The organism is Rhodococcus sp. 1163, assembly GCF_002091985.1.
Taxonomy (GTDB): Bacteria; Actinomycetota; Actinomycetes; order Mycobacteriales; family Mycobacteriaceae; genus Rhodococcoides.
On the sequence record NZ_MKKX01000037.1, the window covers coordinates 21,540 to 37,736 of the forward strand.

At 63.0% G+C, this 16,197-nt stretch carries 15 protein-coding genes; 3 read left to right on the forward strand and 12 right to left on the reverse strand.

The window, feature by feature from the left end:
* Positions 1-27 precede the first annotated feature (27 nt).
* The 3 genes from BJD99_RS17270 to guaB form a co-directional block, all read right to left on the reverse strand.
* Complete coding sequence (locus BJD99_RS17270) at positions 28-1,758, reverse strand: GMC oxidoreductase (RefSeq protein WP_084348432.1); 1,731 nt, start codon at positions 1,756-1,758, stop codon at positions 28-30.
* Positions 1,759-2,006: 248 nt separating this feature from the next.
* On the reverse strand, positions 2,007-3,146 hold the full coding sequence (locus BJD99_RS17275; protein WP_084348433.1) for a GuaB3 family IMP dehydrogenase-related protein: 1,140 nt from the start codon (positions 3,144-3,146) through the stop codon (positions 2,007-2,009).
* A 63-nt stretch (positions 3,147-3,209) separates the two neighbouring features.
* Positions 3,210-4,733 (reverse strand): IMP dehydrogenase, encoded by a 1,524-nt coding sequence (gene guaB / locus BJD99_RS17280; protein WP_179142392.1) that lies wholly within the window; start codon positions 4,731-4,733, stop codon positions 3,210-3,212.
* A 300-nt stretch (positions 4,734-5,033) separates the two neighbouring features.
* Between guaB and BJD99_RS17285 the strand changes: the two genes are divergently transcribed.
* Positions 5,034-5,438, forward strand: coding sequence for a DUF5319 domain-containing protein (locus tag BJD99_RS17285; protein WP_084348502.1), 405 nt, complete (start codon positions 5,034-5,036; stop codon positions 5,436-5,438).
* 116 nt (positions 5,439-5,554) lie between these two features.
* Here the strand turns inward: BJD99_RS17285 and BJD99_RS17290 are convergent, their stop codons facing one another.
* From BJD99_RS17290 to BJD99_RS17300, 3 genes are all read right to left on the reverse strand, one after another.
* Positions 5,555-6,568 carry an anti-sigma-D factor RsdA gene (locus BJD99_RS17290; RefSeq protein WP_084348434.1) on the reverse strand — a complete coding sequence of 338 codons (1,014 nt, stop codon included), beginning with the start codon at positions 6,566-6,568 and terminating at the stop codon, positions 5,555-5,557.
* Positions 6,561-7,139, reverse strand: coding sequence for a sigma-70 family RNA polymerase sigma factor (locus tag BJD99_RS17295; RefSeq protein WP_084348435.1), 579 nt, complete (start codon positions 7,137-7,139; stop codon positions 6,561-6,563). The genes BJD99_RS17290 and BJD99_RS17295 overlap by 8 nt, the downstream gene beginning before the upstream one ends.
* Positions 7,140-7,262: 123 nt before the next feature.
* Entirely contained in the window at positions 7,263-8,102 is an 840-nt protein-coding gene (locus BJD99_RS17300; RefSeq protein WP_084348436.1) for a hypothetical protein, read from the reverse strand.
* Positions 8,103-8,918: 816 nt separating this feature from the next.
* Here BJD99_RS17300 and BJD99_RS17305 point away from each other — a divergent pair.
* Complete coding sequence (locus BJD99_RS17305; RefSeq protein ID WP_084348437.1) at positions 8,919-9,212, forward strand: WhiB family transcriptional regulator; 294 nt, start codon at positions 8,919-8,921, stop codon at positions 9,210-9,212.
* A 79-nt stretch (positions 9,213-9,291) separates the two neighbouring features.
* Here the strand turns inward: BJD99_RS17305 and groL are convergent, their stop codons facing one another.
* The 3 genes from groL to BJD99_RS17320 all read right to left on the reverse strand — a co-directional run bounded on the left by groL (position 9,292) and on the right by BJD99_RS17320 (position 12,060).
* Positions 9,292-10,905 carry a chaperonin GroEL gene (gene groL, locus BJD99_RS17310; protein ID WP_084348438.1) on the reverse strand — a complete coding sequence of 538 codons (1,614 nt, stop codon included), beginning with the start codon at positions 10,903-10,905 and terminating at the stop codon, positions 9,292-9,294.
* A 96-nt stretch (positions 10,906-11,001) separates the two neighbouring features.
* Positions 11,002-11,301, reverse strand: a complete 300-nt coding sequence (groES, locus tag BJD99_RS17315) for a co-chaperone GroES (RefSeq protein WP_008718149.1) — start codon at positions 11,299-11,301, stop codon at positions 11,002-11,004.
* Positions 11,302-11,520: 219 nt separating this feature from the next.
* Positions 11,521-12,060, reverse strand: coding sequence for a potassium channel family protein (locus BJD99_RS17320; RefSeq protein ID WP_084348439.1), 540 nt, complete (start codon positions 12,058-12,060; stop codon positions 11,521-11,523).
* A gap of 219 nt (positions 12,061-12,279) precedes the next feature.
* On the opposite strand from BJD99_RS17320, the gene BJD99_RS17325 reads away from it, so the two are divergent.
* On the forward strand, positions 12,280-14,022 hold the full coding sequence (locus BJD99_RS17325; RefSeq protein ID WP_084348440.1) for an Hsp70 family protein: 1,743 nt from the start codon (positions 12,280-12,282) through the stop codon (positions 14,020-14,022).
* On the opposite strand, the gene tsaD is transcribed toward BJD99_RS17325, so the two are convergent.
* From tsaD to tsaB, 3 genes are read right to left on the reverse strand one after another with little or no spacing between them, the layout of a single operon-like run.
* Positions 14,019-15,062: a tRNA (adenosine(37)-N6)-threonylcarbamoyltransferase complex transferase subunit TsaD gene (tsaD, locus tag BJD99_RS17330; RefSeq protein ID WP_084348441.1), complete on the reverse strand. Its 1,044-nt coding sequence runs from the start codon at positions 15,060-15,062 to the stop codon at positions 14,019-14,021. The genes BJD99_RS17325 and tsaD overlap by 4 nt on opposite strands.
* Positions 15,059-15,535, reverse strand: coding sequence for a ribosomal protein S18-alanine N-acetyltransferase (gene rimI, locus BJD99_RS17335; RefSeq protein WP_084348442.1), 477 nt, complete (start codon positions 15,533-15,535; stop codon positions 15,059-15,061). The genes tsaD and rimI overlap by 4 nt, the downstream gene beginning before the upstream one ends.
* On the reverse strand, positions 15,532-16,194 hold the full coding sequence (gene tsaB, locus BJD99_RS17340; RefSeq protein WP_084348443.1) for a tRNA (adenosine(37)-N6)-threonylcarbamoyltransferase complex dimerization subunit type 1 TsaB: 663 nt from the start codon (positions 16,192-16,194) through the stop codon (positions 15,532-15,534). Before tsaB ends, rimI begins: the two co-directional genes overlap by 4 nt.
* Positions 16,195-16,197: the final 3 nt, after the last annotated feature.

The following is a 16,197-nucleotide window of genomic DNA, read 5'->3' on the forward strand; positions in this document are numbered from 1 at the left end:
ACTCGGCCTGGACGAGCCGGCGAAGGATCACGCACCTTCCGACATGGCAGTCTTCGATGATCGAATCTCCACGATCGGCAGGCGCAACGCCGCTGGCGCCGACACGGGGACAACCGGGCTGACAGGCGAGATGGGGTCGAGCCGTCGGTACGGCTCCCCCTGACGTGGACGTAGATCCTGCTCGCCCTTGTTCGGCCACAACGCAGCGGACCGCTCCGCTTGCGCGGTGATGGTGAGTGACGGGTTGACTCCGAGATTGGCCGAGACGGCCGAGCCGTCGACGACGCTCATCGTCGGGTAGCCGTACACACGCTGGTACGGGTCGATGACTCCGTGCTCGGCATCCGAGGCGATCGCGCAGCCGCCGAGGAAGTGGGCGGTGAGTGGGATGTTGAACAGCTCGCCCCACGTTCCGCCTGCCACGCCGCCGATCTTCTTCGCTACCCGACGCGTCGCATCGTTGCCCTCGGGTATCCACGTCGGATTCGGCTCGCCGTGGCCCTGTCTGCTCGAAACCTTGCGTCCGAACAGACCACGCTTGGTGAACGTGGTGATCGAGTTGTCGAGGTTCTGCATCACCAACGCGATGATGGTGCGCTCGCTCCAGTTCTTGACGCTGACGATTCGCACGAAATCGAGGGGATGTGCGATCGCAGTGAATAGGAATTTCAGCCACCGCGGGATACGTCCTCCCCCGTCGGTCATCAGGGTCTGCAGCAAGCCCATCGCGTTGGAACCCTTGCCATAACGCACGGGCTCGATGTGCGTGTTCGGCGACGGGTGGAACGACGACGTGATGGCCACGCCGCGTGTCAGATCCATTGTCGGATCGACCTTCAACTTGGCTGCGCCGACGATGGATTCGGAGTTGGTACGTGTCAGCTCACCAAGCGTGCTCGACAGCAATGGCAAAGCACCGTCGTCCTTCATTCGATGCAACAGATTCTGGGTACCCCAGGTCCCTGCGGCCATTACGACGTGGGCGGCGGTGTACGTCTTGGCGGCCTTGCGTACCCACGCCCCGGTCCGCTCGGTGGCGACGTCCCACGTGCCGTCCGGAAGCGACCGAAGACCACTCACGGTTGTCATGGGGATGATGTCGGCTCCGGCACGTTCCGCGAGCGCGAGGTAGTTCTTCAGGAGTGTGTTCTTTGCCCCGTGTCTGCACCCGGTCATGCACTCCCCGCACTCGATGCAGCCGGTGCGCTCGGGCCCCACGCCACCGAAGTAGGGATCGGCGACCTTCTTGCCCGCCTCGTCTCCGAAGAACACACCGACCGGAGTCTGAATGAAGGTCTCGCCTACGCCCATGTCCTCGGCGACGGACTTCATGACTTCGTCCGCAGGAGTCATGTGTGGGTTGCGGACGACCCCGAGCATGCGAGTGGCCTGGTCGTAGAACGGGATGAGCTCACTGTTCCAGTCGGTGATGTGAGCCCACTGCTTGTCATTGAAGAACGACTCCGGCGGCTGGTAGAGCGTGTTGGCGTAGTTGAGCGAACCACCCCCGACACCCGCGCCCGCGAGGATCAGGCAGTCACGCAGCAAGTGAACTCGCTGAATGCCGTAGCACCCGAGCTTGGGTGCCCACAGAAAGCGCTTGAGGTCCCAGCTGGTTTTCGCGAAGTCCTTGTCCTCGTACCGGCGACCGGCTTCGAGAATCCCTACGCTGTAGCCCTTCTCCACGAGCCGCAACGCGGTGACGCTGCCACCGAAACCGGATCCGACGATCACAACATCGTAATCGGTCTTTCGCATCTTTCGACCTCCACCTCGTACGTACCGCAACCAGCCTCGCCTGCCGACCCGCCACACCTGGATGTGATCGAGACCACATGATAGGTGACAGAAAGCGCGACCTGACCACAAGGCTGTGACAGTTGACACTCGACACCTTAGCTGTAACTGCAGTTAGCACCATCTTCGGGGCCGAACCACCCCGAGAATGCACAAAAAAGGCGCGCACCCCGACGACCAGGGTGCGCGCCTTTCGGTAGAGACGAAGCTCAGCCTCTGACGTTCAGGCCCACCTTCTGAAACTCCTTCAAATCGGAATAGCCCGACTTTGCCATCGAACGACGCAGTCCACCAACAAGATTGATCGAACCGTACGGCTCACTCGAGGGCCCGTGAAGCACCTGATCGAGGCTCGGGCGCTCCCCTGCCGCAACCGGCAACAGCGCACCGCGAGGCATGGACGGATGCGCAGCCGCCGACGGCCAGTACCAACCCCTACCGGGAGCCTCCGCTGCGGCAGCGAGTGGAGCCCCGAGCACCGCAGCGTCCGCACCACACGCGATGGCCTTCGCCAACCCACCCGAAGTGGTGATGCCGCCGTCGGCGATCACGTGGACATAGCGTCCACCGGTTTCGTCGAGATAATCCCGCCGTGCAGCAGCGGCGTCTGCGATCGCAGTCGCCATCGGCACTCCGATGCCCAGGACCTCACCCGTCGTCGTGCCACCCTCCACCGAGCCGTACCCGACGATGACGCCTGCCGCACCGGTCCGCATCAGATGCAGCGCAGTGCGATGATCACTGACGCCACCCGCGATCACGGGAACGTCGAGATCTGCGATGAACGTCTTGAGGTTCAATGGTTCGTCGTCACTGCGCGCGACATGCTCGGCAGAGATGATCGTGCCCTGAATCACCAGAAGATCGATGCCGGCAGCAACCAATGCAGGAGTCAAGCTTCTCGCGCGCTGGGGACTCACCCGAACTGCCACCGTCACCCCCGAGGCACGAACCTGCGCGATGGCAGCTGCGAGTAGTTCCGGCTGCAGTGGAGCCGCATGCAGCTTCTGCAGAAACGCTACCGGCGCATCGGCGTCGAAATCGCTTCCGGCGATAGCAACCAGCTCGTCGATCTTCGCTTGTACGTCGGAATGCCGCGCCCACAGACCTTCGCCGTTGATGACACCGAGCCCACCCTGTTTACCGAGTTCGATCGCGAATTCGGGTGACACCAAAGCGTCGGTGGGGTGAGCCAACACCGGAATGTCGAAGCGGTATGCGTCGAGCTGCCAGGCCGTCGAGACCTCCTTCGACGACCGTGTACGCCGGGACGGCACGATGTCGACGTCCTCGAGCTGGTAGGTACGCCGGGCTTCTCTGCCCATGCCGATTTCAACGAGGTCGCGCACGGGTGCGCCCCTTTCTGGTGAGTTACAGGTGAATGCTTCAGCACGCCGGATCGGCGCGGCGCATCACCGAGTGGTGTAGTTGGGAGCTTCCGCAGTCATCGTGATGTCGTGCGGGTGGCTTTCCTTCAGGCCCGCAGCGGTGATCTGCACGAACTGCGCGTTCTGCAATTCCTCGATGGAGTTGGACCCGGTGTAACCCATGGCTGCACGCAAACCACCGGTGAGCTGATGAATTACCTGAGACAACGGCCCTCGGAACGGCACGCGTCCCTCGATACCCTCCGGAACCAGCTTGTCCTCGGCGAGCACATCGTCCTGGAAGTAGCGATCCTTGGAGAACGACTTGGCAGCACCGCGGCCCTGCATTGCCCCGAGCGAACCCATTCCACGGTAGCTCTTGAACTGCTTGCCGTTGACCAGAATCAGTTCACCTGGAGACTCGGCGGTGCCCGCCAGAAGCGATCCGAGCATCGCGGTCGACGCGCCTGCCGCAAGGGCCTTGGCGATGTCGCCGGAAAACTGAAGCCCGCCATCGGCGATAACAGGAACGCCGTGCGGTTTGCAGACTGCGACGGCTTCGAGGATCGCCGTGATCTGAGGTGCGCCCACGCCCGCAACGACGCGAGTGGTGCAGATCGACCCGGGTCCGACCCCGACCTTCACCGCATCCGCACCGGCTTCGACCAAGGCAAGTGCGCCCGCGCGAGTGGCAATGTTGCCGCCGACGATCTGAACGCGCTCGCCGACCTCGGCTTTGAGCTTGCTGACCATCTCGAGTACCTGAGAGTTGTGTCCGTGTGCGGTGTCGACTATCAGTACGTCCACACCCGCATCGGAGAGCGCCATCGAGCGTGCCCATGCATCCTGACCGACGCCCACCGCGGCACCGACGAGCAATCGACCGTCACGATCCTTGGTAGCGAACGGATGCTGTTCCGTCTTGACGAAATCCTTGACCGTGATCAAGCCGGTGAGCGCACCCTGGCCGTCGACGATCGGCAGCTTCTCGATCTTGTGACGCCGAAGGAGCCCGAGGGCTGCGTCCGCCGTCACGCCCTCGCGGGCGGTGATGAGTGGCGCTTTGGTCATGACCTCGTCGACTCGGCGATTCTGGTCGACCTCGAAACGCATGTCGCGGTTGGTGATGATGCCGACCAGCGCACCGGTTTCGTCGGTTACCGGCAGGCCGGAGATGCGGAACCGCGCACACATCGCGTCTACTTCGGCGAGAGTGTCGGTGGGCTTGCATGTCACCGGATCGGTGACCATGCCTGCCTCCGACCGCTTGACGGTCTCCACCTGTGCGGCTTGGTCCAGCAGGGACAAGTTGCGGTGCAGCACTCCCATGCCACCTGCGCGCGCCATCGCGATTGCCATGCGCGCCTCGGTGACCGTATCCATCGCCGAGCTGACGAGGGGAACTCGAAGTCTGATGTCACGGGTTATCTGGCTCGACGTATCCACTGCGCTCGGAATCAGATCCGACGCGGCGGGTAGCAGTAGGACGTCGTCGAAGGTGAGACCGAGCATGGCGACCTTGTTGGGATCGTCGCCACCGGTACGGACATGGGCTCCTGGACTACTCATGTGGATCTGGCCCTCCCTAGAGCCTGGGTGCGCATCGGGCCGCGTCGGGGAGACGCGATATGCGATACGCGTGTGGAAAAAGAACGGATGGAGTACATGATGCGTGCGCGCGCTCGGCCGCGGCGCCTTGTTCCATGGTATCGGCTCCCTGCAGCCAGCGTGAACGCGCACTGTGAAGCCGCCCCGAACGCACTGTGAGGCTCGCCGGAATCGGCAAAAGCAGTCGAATCGAGCATGTTTGTCGGCAACTCGAGTGTCAACGGCTGGCGCATACCCACCAGTCCTGCGTACCGTGGAGGCGTGCGCGATCAATTGCCTCCAGGTTTACCTCCGGATCCGTTCGCCGGTGACCCCGCCGACCCATCGGCCGCCCTCGACGCTATCGAGCCGGGACAGCCGTTGGATCCTCAGGAGCGGCTAGCCGTCGAGGAGGATCTGGCTGATCTGGCCGTCTACGAAGCGCTGCTCGGCCACCGCGGTATTCGCGGCCTCGTCGTGTGCTGCGAAGACTGCCAGCAAGACCACTACCACGACTGGGACATGCTTCGAGCGAACCTGCTCCAACTGCTGGTCGACGGTACGGTTCGCCCCCACGAGCCCGCATACGACCCGGTACCGGACGCGTATGTGACGTGGGACTACTGCCGCGGCTTCGCAGATGCCTCGATGAACGATGCTCTGCACAGCGATGGGTTCGACAGCTGACCTACACCGAAATCTGATCGACTTCCACAACTACCAAGACAGGCCCGACACGAGAACTTCGTGTCGGGCCTGTCTTGTCGTGTCCGTCGTCTGTGCTGAGGTGTCTGCGCTTGGACCTAGCTGCCGTCGAGTGTCTCGACGCGCTGCTGCGAGGTGCCTCCCCCGCCGTTCGACCCACTGGCAGCTGCCGTGGTGGGACTCGGTTCCTTCACGATCGTCGGCGAAGGTGGTGCGGTTTCGGTGAACGGCGGCGCCGAAGTTGTCGGCGGTCCTGTCGGAGTAGAAACCGGTGGGGGCGGTGGGGGGACGTCGACCGGTGACGTCAGCACCGGAGGAAGCGGCAACTCCTGCGTCGGCACCTGCATCGGAGGGATGTCGGAAGGAACGTTCTCCGGCAGCGGAACGATCGAATCGGTCGCGGGTGGCGCAAACGGCGGGAGAGTGGGGAGCGTCGGGATCAATGCTTGCAGTTGATCCATCAGACGATGCAGCCACATCTCGAGATCTGATCTCTGGGCTCGGTCGGTGACCGAATCCGTCGTCGAAGTCGCACCGTCGAGCAAGGTGCGCGCGCCCTGGACATCACCGGCGGCAATCAACTGCTCTGCCTGCTCCAACTTGGATGTCGTATCGATCTGCGCAACTGTCGAATCCGCCTGCTGAGCGAACACTACCGACTTGACGCTCCACAGCGGATCACCCGGCGCGGAGTTGTACGAGAAAACGACCAACCCGCCCATCACGACGGCGATTGCTGCGGCAGCACCCGCGATCGGACGTAGAAAACTGGACCGACCCCGACGGGAGTTTCTCCGAGACAGATCCGCGGCAGCGATCTCCTGTTCGACGGCGACAACGACGTCGTCGACACTTGGGCCGCTGGGCAGCGCAGGCGAGATGACCTCGGCTCTCCAACCGGCCAAAAGCAACGCGAGGCGGTACTCGTCTGCATTGTCCGTCGAGACCGGACCGTCATTTCTCAGAGCCTCGATGAACTGGTCGTCACGACGCACTGCAGCGATGTCGACGGGACTCGCATCGGTGTATGGGTCATTTCCGGGCGATGGGGACGACGACCCGTCGGGTCGACCGATACGGGGAATGCCATCACGGCCGTTGTTCCTAGCCATACATTTCACCCGCTTTCACAACTTCGTTCTTCAACTTCGCGAGGGCTCGATGTTGAGCCACGCGGACAGCGCCTGCAGTACTCCCGACTGCTGCCGCAGTTTCCTCTGCCGACAATCCGACGACAAGGCGAAGCACGAGAATCTCGCGATGCTTCGCCGGGAGGGTTCCCAGCAGTGCAGTCATCTGTCGGCTCGACTCGGATTCCAAAGCTCGCTGCTCGGGTCCGTGTTCGGTGGAGACGACATCTGGTACTTCGGCGGCTGGGTCCGATTTGTTACGTGATGCGCTTCGGTGTGCATCTGCAACCTTGTGAGCGGCAATGCCGTAGACGAAGGCCATGAAGGGCCTGCCCTGATCCTGATAGCGAGGCAAGGCGGTCATGACTGCCAAGCAGACCTCCTGCGCAACATCGTCTGCCGAAAGTTGACCACGCTCGGCGGACCCCACTCGAGCGCGGCAATACCGCACGACCAGTGGACGAATGATTTCCAATACCCGGGAGAGCGCAGCTCTTTCGCCCTGCGCAGCAGCAACGACGAAGGAGTCCAACTCCTCACCCGTGTTGTTCATCGCTCAAGGATTCCCCGCGTTACAGTGACGCCGCCCGGATCGACTGGCGCTCCCACCCGCAGGTGGAACCTAGTAAGGATAGCGACCCTCCCCGTTCATAATCGAACCGCTCGGTCCGCGTTGTCACACAGCGATAACGTCACCACCGCGTCGGCCGAGAAGTGCAGCACTCTCGGCGACGACCTTCTCTGCTGCGCCCCCTTCGCCGATGCCGTGCGCCAGCATGGCACTCGCCCAACGCAAAGGGAGAAGTCCTAGCTCCGAGCAGGCATCGAGCACCGAATAGGCGAGCGCGCGAGCACCGTCGAGGTCCCCCACCGAACTGTATGCGGCAGCGACGATCAGATCGGTCTTCACTCGGTGCCGTAACGAAACGATATCGGTCGCGCGTTCGCGTGCATCGAGCGCGTGTCGCACCGCCGCGGGTCCGTCGCCCGAGAACATCGCCAGCTCCGCCATGACCCACCGAAGTCTCAGCTGCGGTCGCCACAGATCCCAGCTCGGGTACTGCGCGAGCGTCCTACCACATCTGTCGAGAAATGCCGAGGACAAGGCGAATCGCCCCGAACCCAGGGCGTCGGCGGCCAGCCCGGTGAGCGCATCACATCGCGCCTCGACCAGCAAGGGGCATTCGACTCCGCCGGTCACGCCCACCAGAGCAATGGCGAGTCCGTCGAATCGCTCTGCAGTTCGGTGATCACCGATCTGTCTCGACCACGACGCGCGTGTCGATCCGGCAAGCGAGAGCACCGTGTGCCCCGCCGGGAGTGCGTTCTCGAGCGTGTCCAGTTCGGCGCGACCCAGCGCATACCTCCCCTGTCCCCCCAGCGCAATCGCTCGAAGCCACGTCGAAGTCGGGTCGTGCGCCGACGGGAGCGGCCACAGACCGGGATTCGCTCCGAACGCGGCCGACTGCAGGACATCGACCGCCGTCGGGACACGTTCTGTATCGGCCAGGTGCACCGAGCAAGAGTACCTTCGGGAAACAACATGGGCCGAAGGTTGGATCCCACCGAGCAGAGTGAATGCGTCATTTTTCGGGATAGCTCGACCATTTCCTTGTTTCGCAAACCGAATTCGAACTATTCCGCGACTTGTTTCACAGAATTAACATTTCTTCCGTCGACGAATGTATGAGTAATGCCAACCGTTTGTGAACGGAAGGTTAAACCGTTTCGGTGTGCCACAGGCAAGCACCTAGTGCCGAAGCGAACGTGGTGGATATGTACGAGACCAACTCATTCGCTACCTACGTTTCGAACTCGACCGTCCCCCGAATCGTCCACAGGCGCGGATTCGTGAGAGCCCCTCACGTTCACCTAGCGCAACCTCAGCCGCTCTACCAGCAAGGATGCCGGAATTAGCAGGTCAGTTCCCTCTGCTGGTCCCGTGGTGGTTCACCAGTGTGCATGACCTTCCATCGCACGGCGAGGGTGTGGACACTCCCCTGTCGGCGCTGCGGCCACGGCCACTTCTTCGACCGTACCGCCATGCACGAGATTGTTCCGAAGTAAATAACCAACAAGTAAAAGTTTCGTGATTGCCTACGCACATGGACACGATGAGAAACTATTGACTCGTTTTCCTCGACTCACATAACGTTGTGGATGTTCCGACAAGGTCGGTGAACGCGTACCGACCCGAACTTCAATCATGCTCAGTTCTACTCGCGGGCCTTGTAAAGAAAGTTCATGTCTACACCGACGCCAGCCCCGCTTGCCGCTCTTCCCCCACTCGCCGACTTCACAACGACGCGAGCCTGCCACCCTAGGAGTAGTCATGCCACAGCCGAACCACCTCCCTGGGCCCAATGCCGACATCTGGGACTGGCAGATGCACGGCCTGTGCCGTGGAGTCGACTCGTCGATGTTCTTCCACCCGGACGGGGAGCGAGGACGCGCTCGCGCTCAGCGAGAGATGCGCGCCAAAGAAATGTGCCGCAGTTGCCCTGTACTCGCACAGTGTCGTACACATGCGCTCAGCGTTTCCGAACCATACGGAATCTGGGGCGGAATGTCGGAGAACGAGCGGGACATCCACGTCCGCCACCACCGCCGTCGAATCGCGGTGTAGTCGAAGAACTCGCGATAAACGCGATGGACCCCCTCCGTTTCGGAGGGGGTCCATCGCGTTTATTCGTACAGCGTGTCGATCAGTGGTTGTGCCCGTGCCCGCCTGCGGGCTCCTCGTAGTCGACCGGCTTCTCGACGATCGCGCTTTCGGTCGTCAGAATCATCCGTGCGACCGAGGCCGCATTGACGACGGCCGAGCGCGTCACCTTGACCGGGTCCACCACGCCGTCGGCGAGTAGATCTCCGTAGGTCAGAGTCGCGGCGTTGAAGCCGTGACCCTTGGGGAGCTCGGCGACCTTGCTGATCACGACGGAACCGTCGACACCAGCGTTGGCTGCAATCCAGAACAGCGGCGCATTCAGGGCCGTGCGCATGACTGCGACACCGGTAGCCTCGTCGCCCGTCAGCCCGAGATTGTCCACGAGCGAAAGAGCAGCCTGCGTCAGTGCCGATCCTCCACCGGGAACGATGCCTTCTTCGACCGCAGCCTTGGCTGCATTGACCGCGTCGTCGACGCGGAACTTGCGTTCCTTGAGCTCGGTCTCGGTTGCTGCGCCCACCTTGATGACCGCAATGCCACCGGACAGCTTCGCGAGGCGCTCCTCGAGCTTCTCCCGATCCCAGTCCGAGTCGGTGTTCTCGATCTCGCGACGCAACTGTCCGACACGCGCATCGATGTCGACCTGAGTGCCTGCTCCGTCGACGATCGTGGTGTCGTCCTTGGTGACGACGACGCGACGCGCCTGACCGAGAAGCTCGAGTCCTGCCTCCTTGAGACTGAGGCCGACGTCGGCTGTGATGACCTGCGCTGCCGTCACCACTGCCAAGTCGTCGAGGAACGCCTTGCGACGATCACCGAAGAACGGTGCCTTGACGGCAACGGCCTTGATGGTCTTGCGGATGGAGTTCACCACGAGTGTCGAGAGAACTTCGCCCTCGATGTCCTCGGCGATGATCAATAGTGGCTTGCCACTCTCGGCGACCTTCTCCAGCAACGGAAGGAAGTCGGGAAGGGAGGTGATCTTCTCGCGGAAGAGCAGAATGTACGCGTCCTCGAGAACAGCCTGCTGTACGTCGAGGTCGGTCACGAAGTACGGCGACAGGTAGCCCTTGTCGAACTGGACACCTTCGGTGACCGTCAGTTCGGTGCTCAGAGTCGAGGACTCTTCCACCGTCACCACGCCGTCGGAGCCGACACGGGTGAGTGCCTCGCCGACCAGTTCGCCGATCTCGGGATCGCGTGAGGACACTGTTGCAACCTGGGCGATGGCCTCTTTGCCCTCGACCGGAGTCGCGGCAGCGCGGAGCGCCTCGGCAACCTTGTCGGCAGCCTTGGCGATTCCCGATCCGAGTGCAATCGGGTTCGCGCCGGCGGCGATGTTCTTGAGCCCGCCGCGAACGAGTGCCTGTGCAAGCACGGTGGCGGTCGTGGTTCCGTCGCCTGCGACGTCGTTGGTCTTGGTCGCGACGCTCTTGACGAGCTGGGCACCCAGGTTCTCGAACGGGTCCTCGAGGTCGATCTCACGGGCGATCGAGACGCCGTCATTGGTGACCGTTGGGCCACCGAAAGCCTTGGCCAGCACAACGTGCCGTCCACGGGGTCCGAGCGTCACCTTGACCGCGTCGGCGAGTTTGTCGACTCCACGCTCGAGGGCGCGGCGAGCTTCCTCGTTGAATCGGATTTGCTTTGCCATGTTTTCGGTGTTTCTCCTTCGAGTCGGGACTCGATCGAACGCACTCCGCCCCGGGACCGAAGTGAATCGGGTTCCGGGGCGGGGTGCGTATATGACTTACTTGGCGATGACAGCCAGCACGTCGCGTGCCGACAGAATCAGGTACTCCTCGCCGGCGTACTTGATCTCGGTGCCGCCGTACTTGCTGTAGATGACGGTGTCGCCTTCTTTGACGTCGACCGGGATCCGGTTGCCCTTTTCGGTGACACGGCCTTCGCCGACTGCGACGACGGTGCCTTCCTGAGGCTTCTCCTTGGCTGTGTCGGGGATGACCAGACCGGAGGCGGTCGTCGTCTCGGCCTCATTGGCCTGGACGAGGATCTTGTCCTCGAGCGGCTTGATTTTCACGCTCGCCACGTTGAGCCCTCCATTGTTATGGGGTACGCGTCCGGGGTCGGATCCCCGGACAGCTGTGTTGGGTCGTGCATCTTCTACGTTCGTAGCTCTGCGCTCGTTCCCGTCGTCGCGGGTGCCGGAAACTCACTCAGTGCCAACTAGCACTCTATACACGCGAGTGCCAGCACTCAAGGTCTGGGCTGTCCGACGTCTAAGACTCGCCCCAGCCGCGCACACCGATCAACCGGCGTTTCGCGCTTGCCCTCGCCTGATCGCGGCCAAGAGGAGTCGGCCACCGAGCGCGATGATCACCAAATTCCCCACGATCTGTAGCGAAACGACGGCGCGCGCAGAATCGGTGGATGCGGCAATATCACCGAACCCCACGGTGGAAAACACGGACAGAGTGAAATAGAGGCTGCCCATCCGGGACACCGGCTCGGTGAAATTGTCGGACGCCGCTTCGGCCATCAAGTAGTAAACGGTAGAGAAGCCGATCAGATATACCGGGACGATCGCCGCAGTTGCTTCGATCGCTTGAATTGTCGGATAGTCGGCCTTCAATACCTTCATGACCTGCCAGGCGAATACGACGCCCACCCCGATCAGCACGACGGCCAGGATGGTGAGGGAACCGACGTCGGCGACGTCGTTCATCGGGGCGACGAAGTAGAAGGCAGTCAAAAGGACTGCGGTGACGATGGGTCGAAACAGTGCGCGGCACAGAAGTACCCGACGTTCCTTCTCGCCCAGCCGAGAATAGGGCGTAGAACCAGCCACATTCGCCCCTCGAGAGAATTGACAGAAACGCAGACCTCCTTGTCATAGCGGTATCGCGGCGCGGAAGTTCACGTTCTTCCGAAAAATTCTGTAACGTTCGGATAACGAGACGATATAGTTCCGATAGTGGACTTCTGACGCAGCACCGGGCTGCCATGACACGGAGCCGCAACAGCGTCCGGACATGTAGTCGATTTCGAACAGGGTGGGAGGTGCGCGATGAAGGTTGGAATAGGGGTTTCTACCGGAACCGAGGTCGTGTGCGCTGCCCTGGTCGTGGTGGACGAGGATGGTTCGCACACCGTCGAATACCGCACCGTGTCCGCCGACAGTGAAGCCAACACCGACATCGGTCAGCTGGTTACATCGGCAATAGAGTTGATGACGACCCTGGCTCCTGCACCCGCCGGGCAAGGCACACATTCGACTGGACGGCGCGAGCCGGACTCCATCGCGGTGTCGTATCGCACTCCAGAGCAGTCTTCATCGATTCGTTCGGCATGCAGCAATTCACACCGTGCGCTCTCGTTGGTTCCCGAGTCTGCGGCTTCCCACGCGTTCCTTGTCGAGTCCGGGCTCATTGCGCGCTATGGCACCGTCTCGGTTGTCGACCTGGGCGCCTCGGGCTCGACCGTGACGATCATCGACGCCCAATCCGGTGTCGTCCATGCCTACGAACACAACGCCGACTTCGGTGGTGACGCGGTCAACAGTCTCGTCAAAGATTTTGTACACGGTAAATCCGAACGCGAAGCTAGAGCGCGAGAGGTCGCCCGCAGCAACGATTCTGCGCGGTACCGCACGGTGAAAGAACACCTGTCGACATACGATTCGGCATCCATCAGCCACGACGGGGTGACGACCACAGTGGCTCGGACGGAATTCGACGCGCTGATCCGCCCGTCGGTGACAAAGGTGGTGCGCCGTGTCACGCAGGCGGCCGATCGGACGGGCCGTGCACCCGAAGCGGTGGTACTCATCGGCGGCGGCGCACACATACCGCTGGCGCGGACCGTCTTCGAGTCCGAACTCGGGCTTCCGGTTCTTACCGTCGACGAACCCGATGCCGCCCTTGCTACAGGTGCCGCTCACGTGGCCCTGACCGCTGCTCAGGGGCTTTATCCCACGGTCGGCGCCACTGCCGGATCGCCCGCTCGATCGGTCGGCCGCTACTCCGGGGCGTTGGTCGGAGCGCTCCTGGTCGCCGGAATCGTCCTCGTCTACGGAATTCAGGCCTTGACCCCCTCCGATGACACCGGCTACTCCCCCGCAGGCACCGAAGTTCCATCCGAGCAGCACAGCGATCAGAGCAACACCTCGATCGCAGACATCACCACCAACGCGGCCGATCCGCGGGCCACGACAACCTCCACCGACGTCTCGACAGGGAACCCGACTTCGGCCCCGACTTCGGCATCGACCACATACGAGCGTGGCAACGTCACCGACATAGCGCCGACGCCCACCAGTTGGCCGGCGGCATCGACTCCCACGCCGACGCTGCACCCGGCGCCGGATCTTCCGTTGATTCCGTTTCCTGCTCTGCCGAATTGGGACGAGATCGTTCCGTTTCCCGACAGCACCACTACCCTGCCGCCCTCGCCGACTCCGAGCATTCCGGAATCGACACTGCCTGAGTCGCCTCCTCCCGAGTCAACGCGTCCTGAGGCCACTCCGTCCGAAACGACCCCGACGGGACGACCCTCGGTGACGTCGAGCGAATCCGTTGCGGTCCTCCCGCCTGGCACACCGGACGTTGTCCGCACGGCGGACGCCGGCGGGACACCCGCTCCTCCGCCGTCACCGGAGCTGACGCCCCCACCGACCGTGTGGTCGCCGCCCGCTGCTGTTCCAGCGAACCCGGCTTCGCCCTCGGAGGAACCCGCAGACAGCGTGACAGAACCACCGGCGCAACCGGCCCCGGGTCCAGTGACGGCGAATCAGCCGGTCACGACCAACTAGGCGCGGCCCGATATCAGGCTGGTGGACACCGGGAGCCCCGGGTCGGTCGCCGCTCGCAGGTCGGATGCCTCGGCCCCACCCGCTATCAGGTGCGCGCCCAGCGTGGCGATCATGACTCCATTGTCGGTGCACAACCGAGGCTTCGGAATTCTCAAGGTCAATCCCGCTGCGCTGCACCTAGTTTCGACCAACGAGCGGATTCTCGAGTTTGCGGTGGCTCCGCCCCCCAACACGAGTGTGTTCACATCGACATCCTGAGCTGCGCGCACCGCCTTCATGGTCAGCACATCGGCCACGGACTCCTGAAAAGACGCAGCGATGTCGGCGACGGGAATGCTGTCTCCTGCGCGCCGACGTGCCTCGACGAATCTGGCAACCGCCGTTTTCACCCCGGAGAACGAGAAGTCGTACCGCGCGTCGCGTGGTCCCGTCATGCCTCGAGGAAACGCAATAGCGTGCGGATCACCTTCTCGTGCAGCATCATCGAGCGCTGGGCCGCCCGGGTAACCCAAACCGAGCAACCTGGCAACCTTGTCGAACGCTTCGCCCGCTGCGTCGTCGACAGTGGTGCCCAACTCTACGATCGGAGCACCGAGGTCGTCCACGTGCAGCAAGTGCGTATGCCCGCCGGAGACCAGTAACGCGACGCACGGCGGCATCGGCCCATGCTCGAGGGTATCGACCGCCACATGGCCACCCAAGTGGTTGACGGCGTAGAACGGCACACCCCATGCGGCCGCATACGCTTTGGCTGCGGCGACGCCGACGAGCAGGGCGCCCGCCAATCCGGGGCCGATCGTCACGGCCACTGCGTCGGGCCGATCGATGTCGGCAGTCGCGAGCGCACGCCGCATCGTCGGAACCATCGCCTCGAGATGCGCGCGTGACGCTACCTCTGGGACAACACCGCCGTATCGTGCGTGCTCGTCGACACTGGACGCGACCTCGTCGGCGAGCAGTTCGCACACACCGGAATCACGCCACCGGACGACACCCACACCTGTTTCGTCACAAGAACTTTCGATACCCAACACGATCACGAGAGCGTGCCTCCATTCCCGACTTCGCGCCGCATCGTGTACGCGTCCGCACCGCTCGGCTGGTAGTACTTCCGCCGAGTCCCGACCACCACGAACCCGGTACGGGTGTAGAGCTCGATAGCCGGTTCGTTGTCGGTACGCACTTCGAGGAACACCGGTCCACCGTGGCTGTCGGCTACCGCGAGCAAATCGGCCAACAATGCCCCACCGATGCCGCGGCGGTGCGCGAGAGGATCGACTCCGATGGTGTGTACTTCCGACTCCGCCGACTCCCCCTTGCCCAGCAAGGCGACCCCGGCGTAACCCACCAGCGTGCCACCCTCGCGCGCGGCAACGTAATGATTGTGCGGCGCAGCAAGTTCCGACAGAAAAGCCTGCGCGGTCCATGGGCCGTCCCCGGGAAACAACACGCTCTCGAGTTCGGCGCAACGCTCTGCATCGGCTCTGAGCAGTGGCGACAGAATTACGGTCAAGGTGTCACCGCCTTCGCTGCCGCGCGCTCCTCGAGAGTTTTCGCGTCCGGCCGGCGAAGGTAGAGCGGCACGATCGGTGCCGGCGCGGATCCGGATGCCAGGCGCTCGAGAGCCGCCAGTACCAACCCCTGCGGCGACGGCGACTCCACTTCTCGGACAGGAACTTCGAACAGCGCGACATGAGCCGGAGACCCAGCAGCCGCGCTCGCCCCGGCAACATCGAGCAGAGCAGGAGCAACGACTTCCGGGCCTGCACAGCGGACCGCATGTCGGTACCGCGCCCAATACACCTCGCGGCGCCTGGCATCGGTGACGACCACCAGATCGAGCTCGTCGGGAAGTTCGGCGGCAATCGCGTCGAGACTGCAGACACCGTGGATCGGGATGCCCAGTGCGTCGGCAAATGCGGAGGCCGTTGCCATTCCGACGCGAAGACCGGTGAACGGGCCGGGACCGACACCGACGACTACGGCCTGCAGATCCTGTGGTGTCAGTGAGGCGTCGGCCAGACATCGGAGAATGTTGGGCGTGAGGACTTCGGCGTGAAGTCGAGGGTCGACCACGATTTGCTGGGACAGGGTATGCGGCTGCCCGTCGGTGACGCGAACCACACCGGCGGTGACTGCGGGCGTGGAGGTATCGACAGCGAGAACGAGCACGGT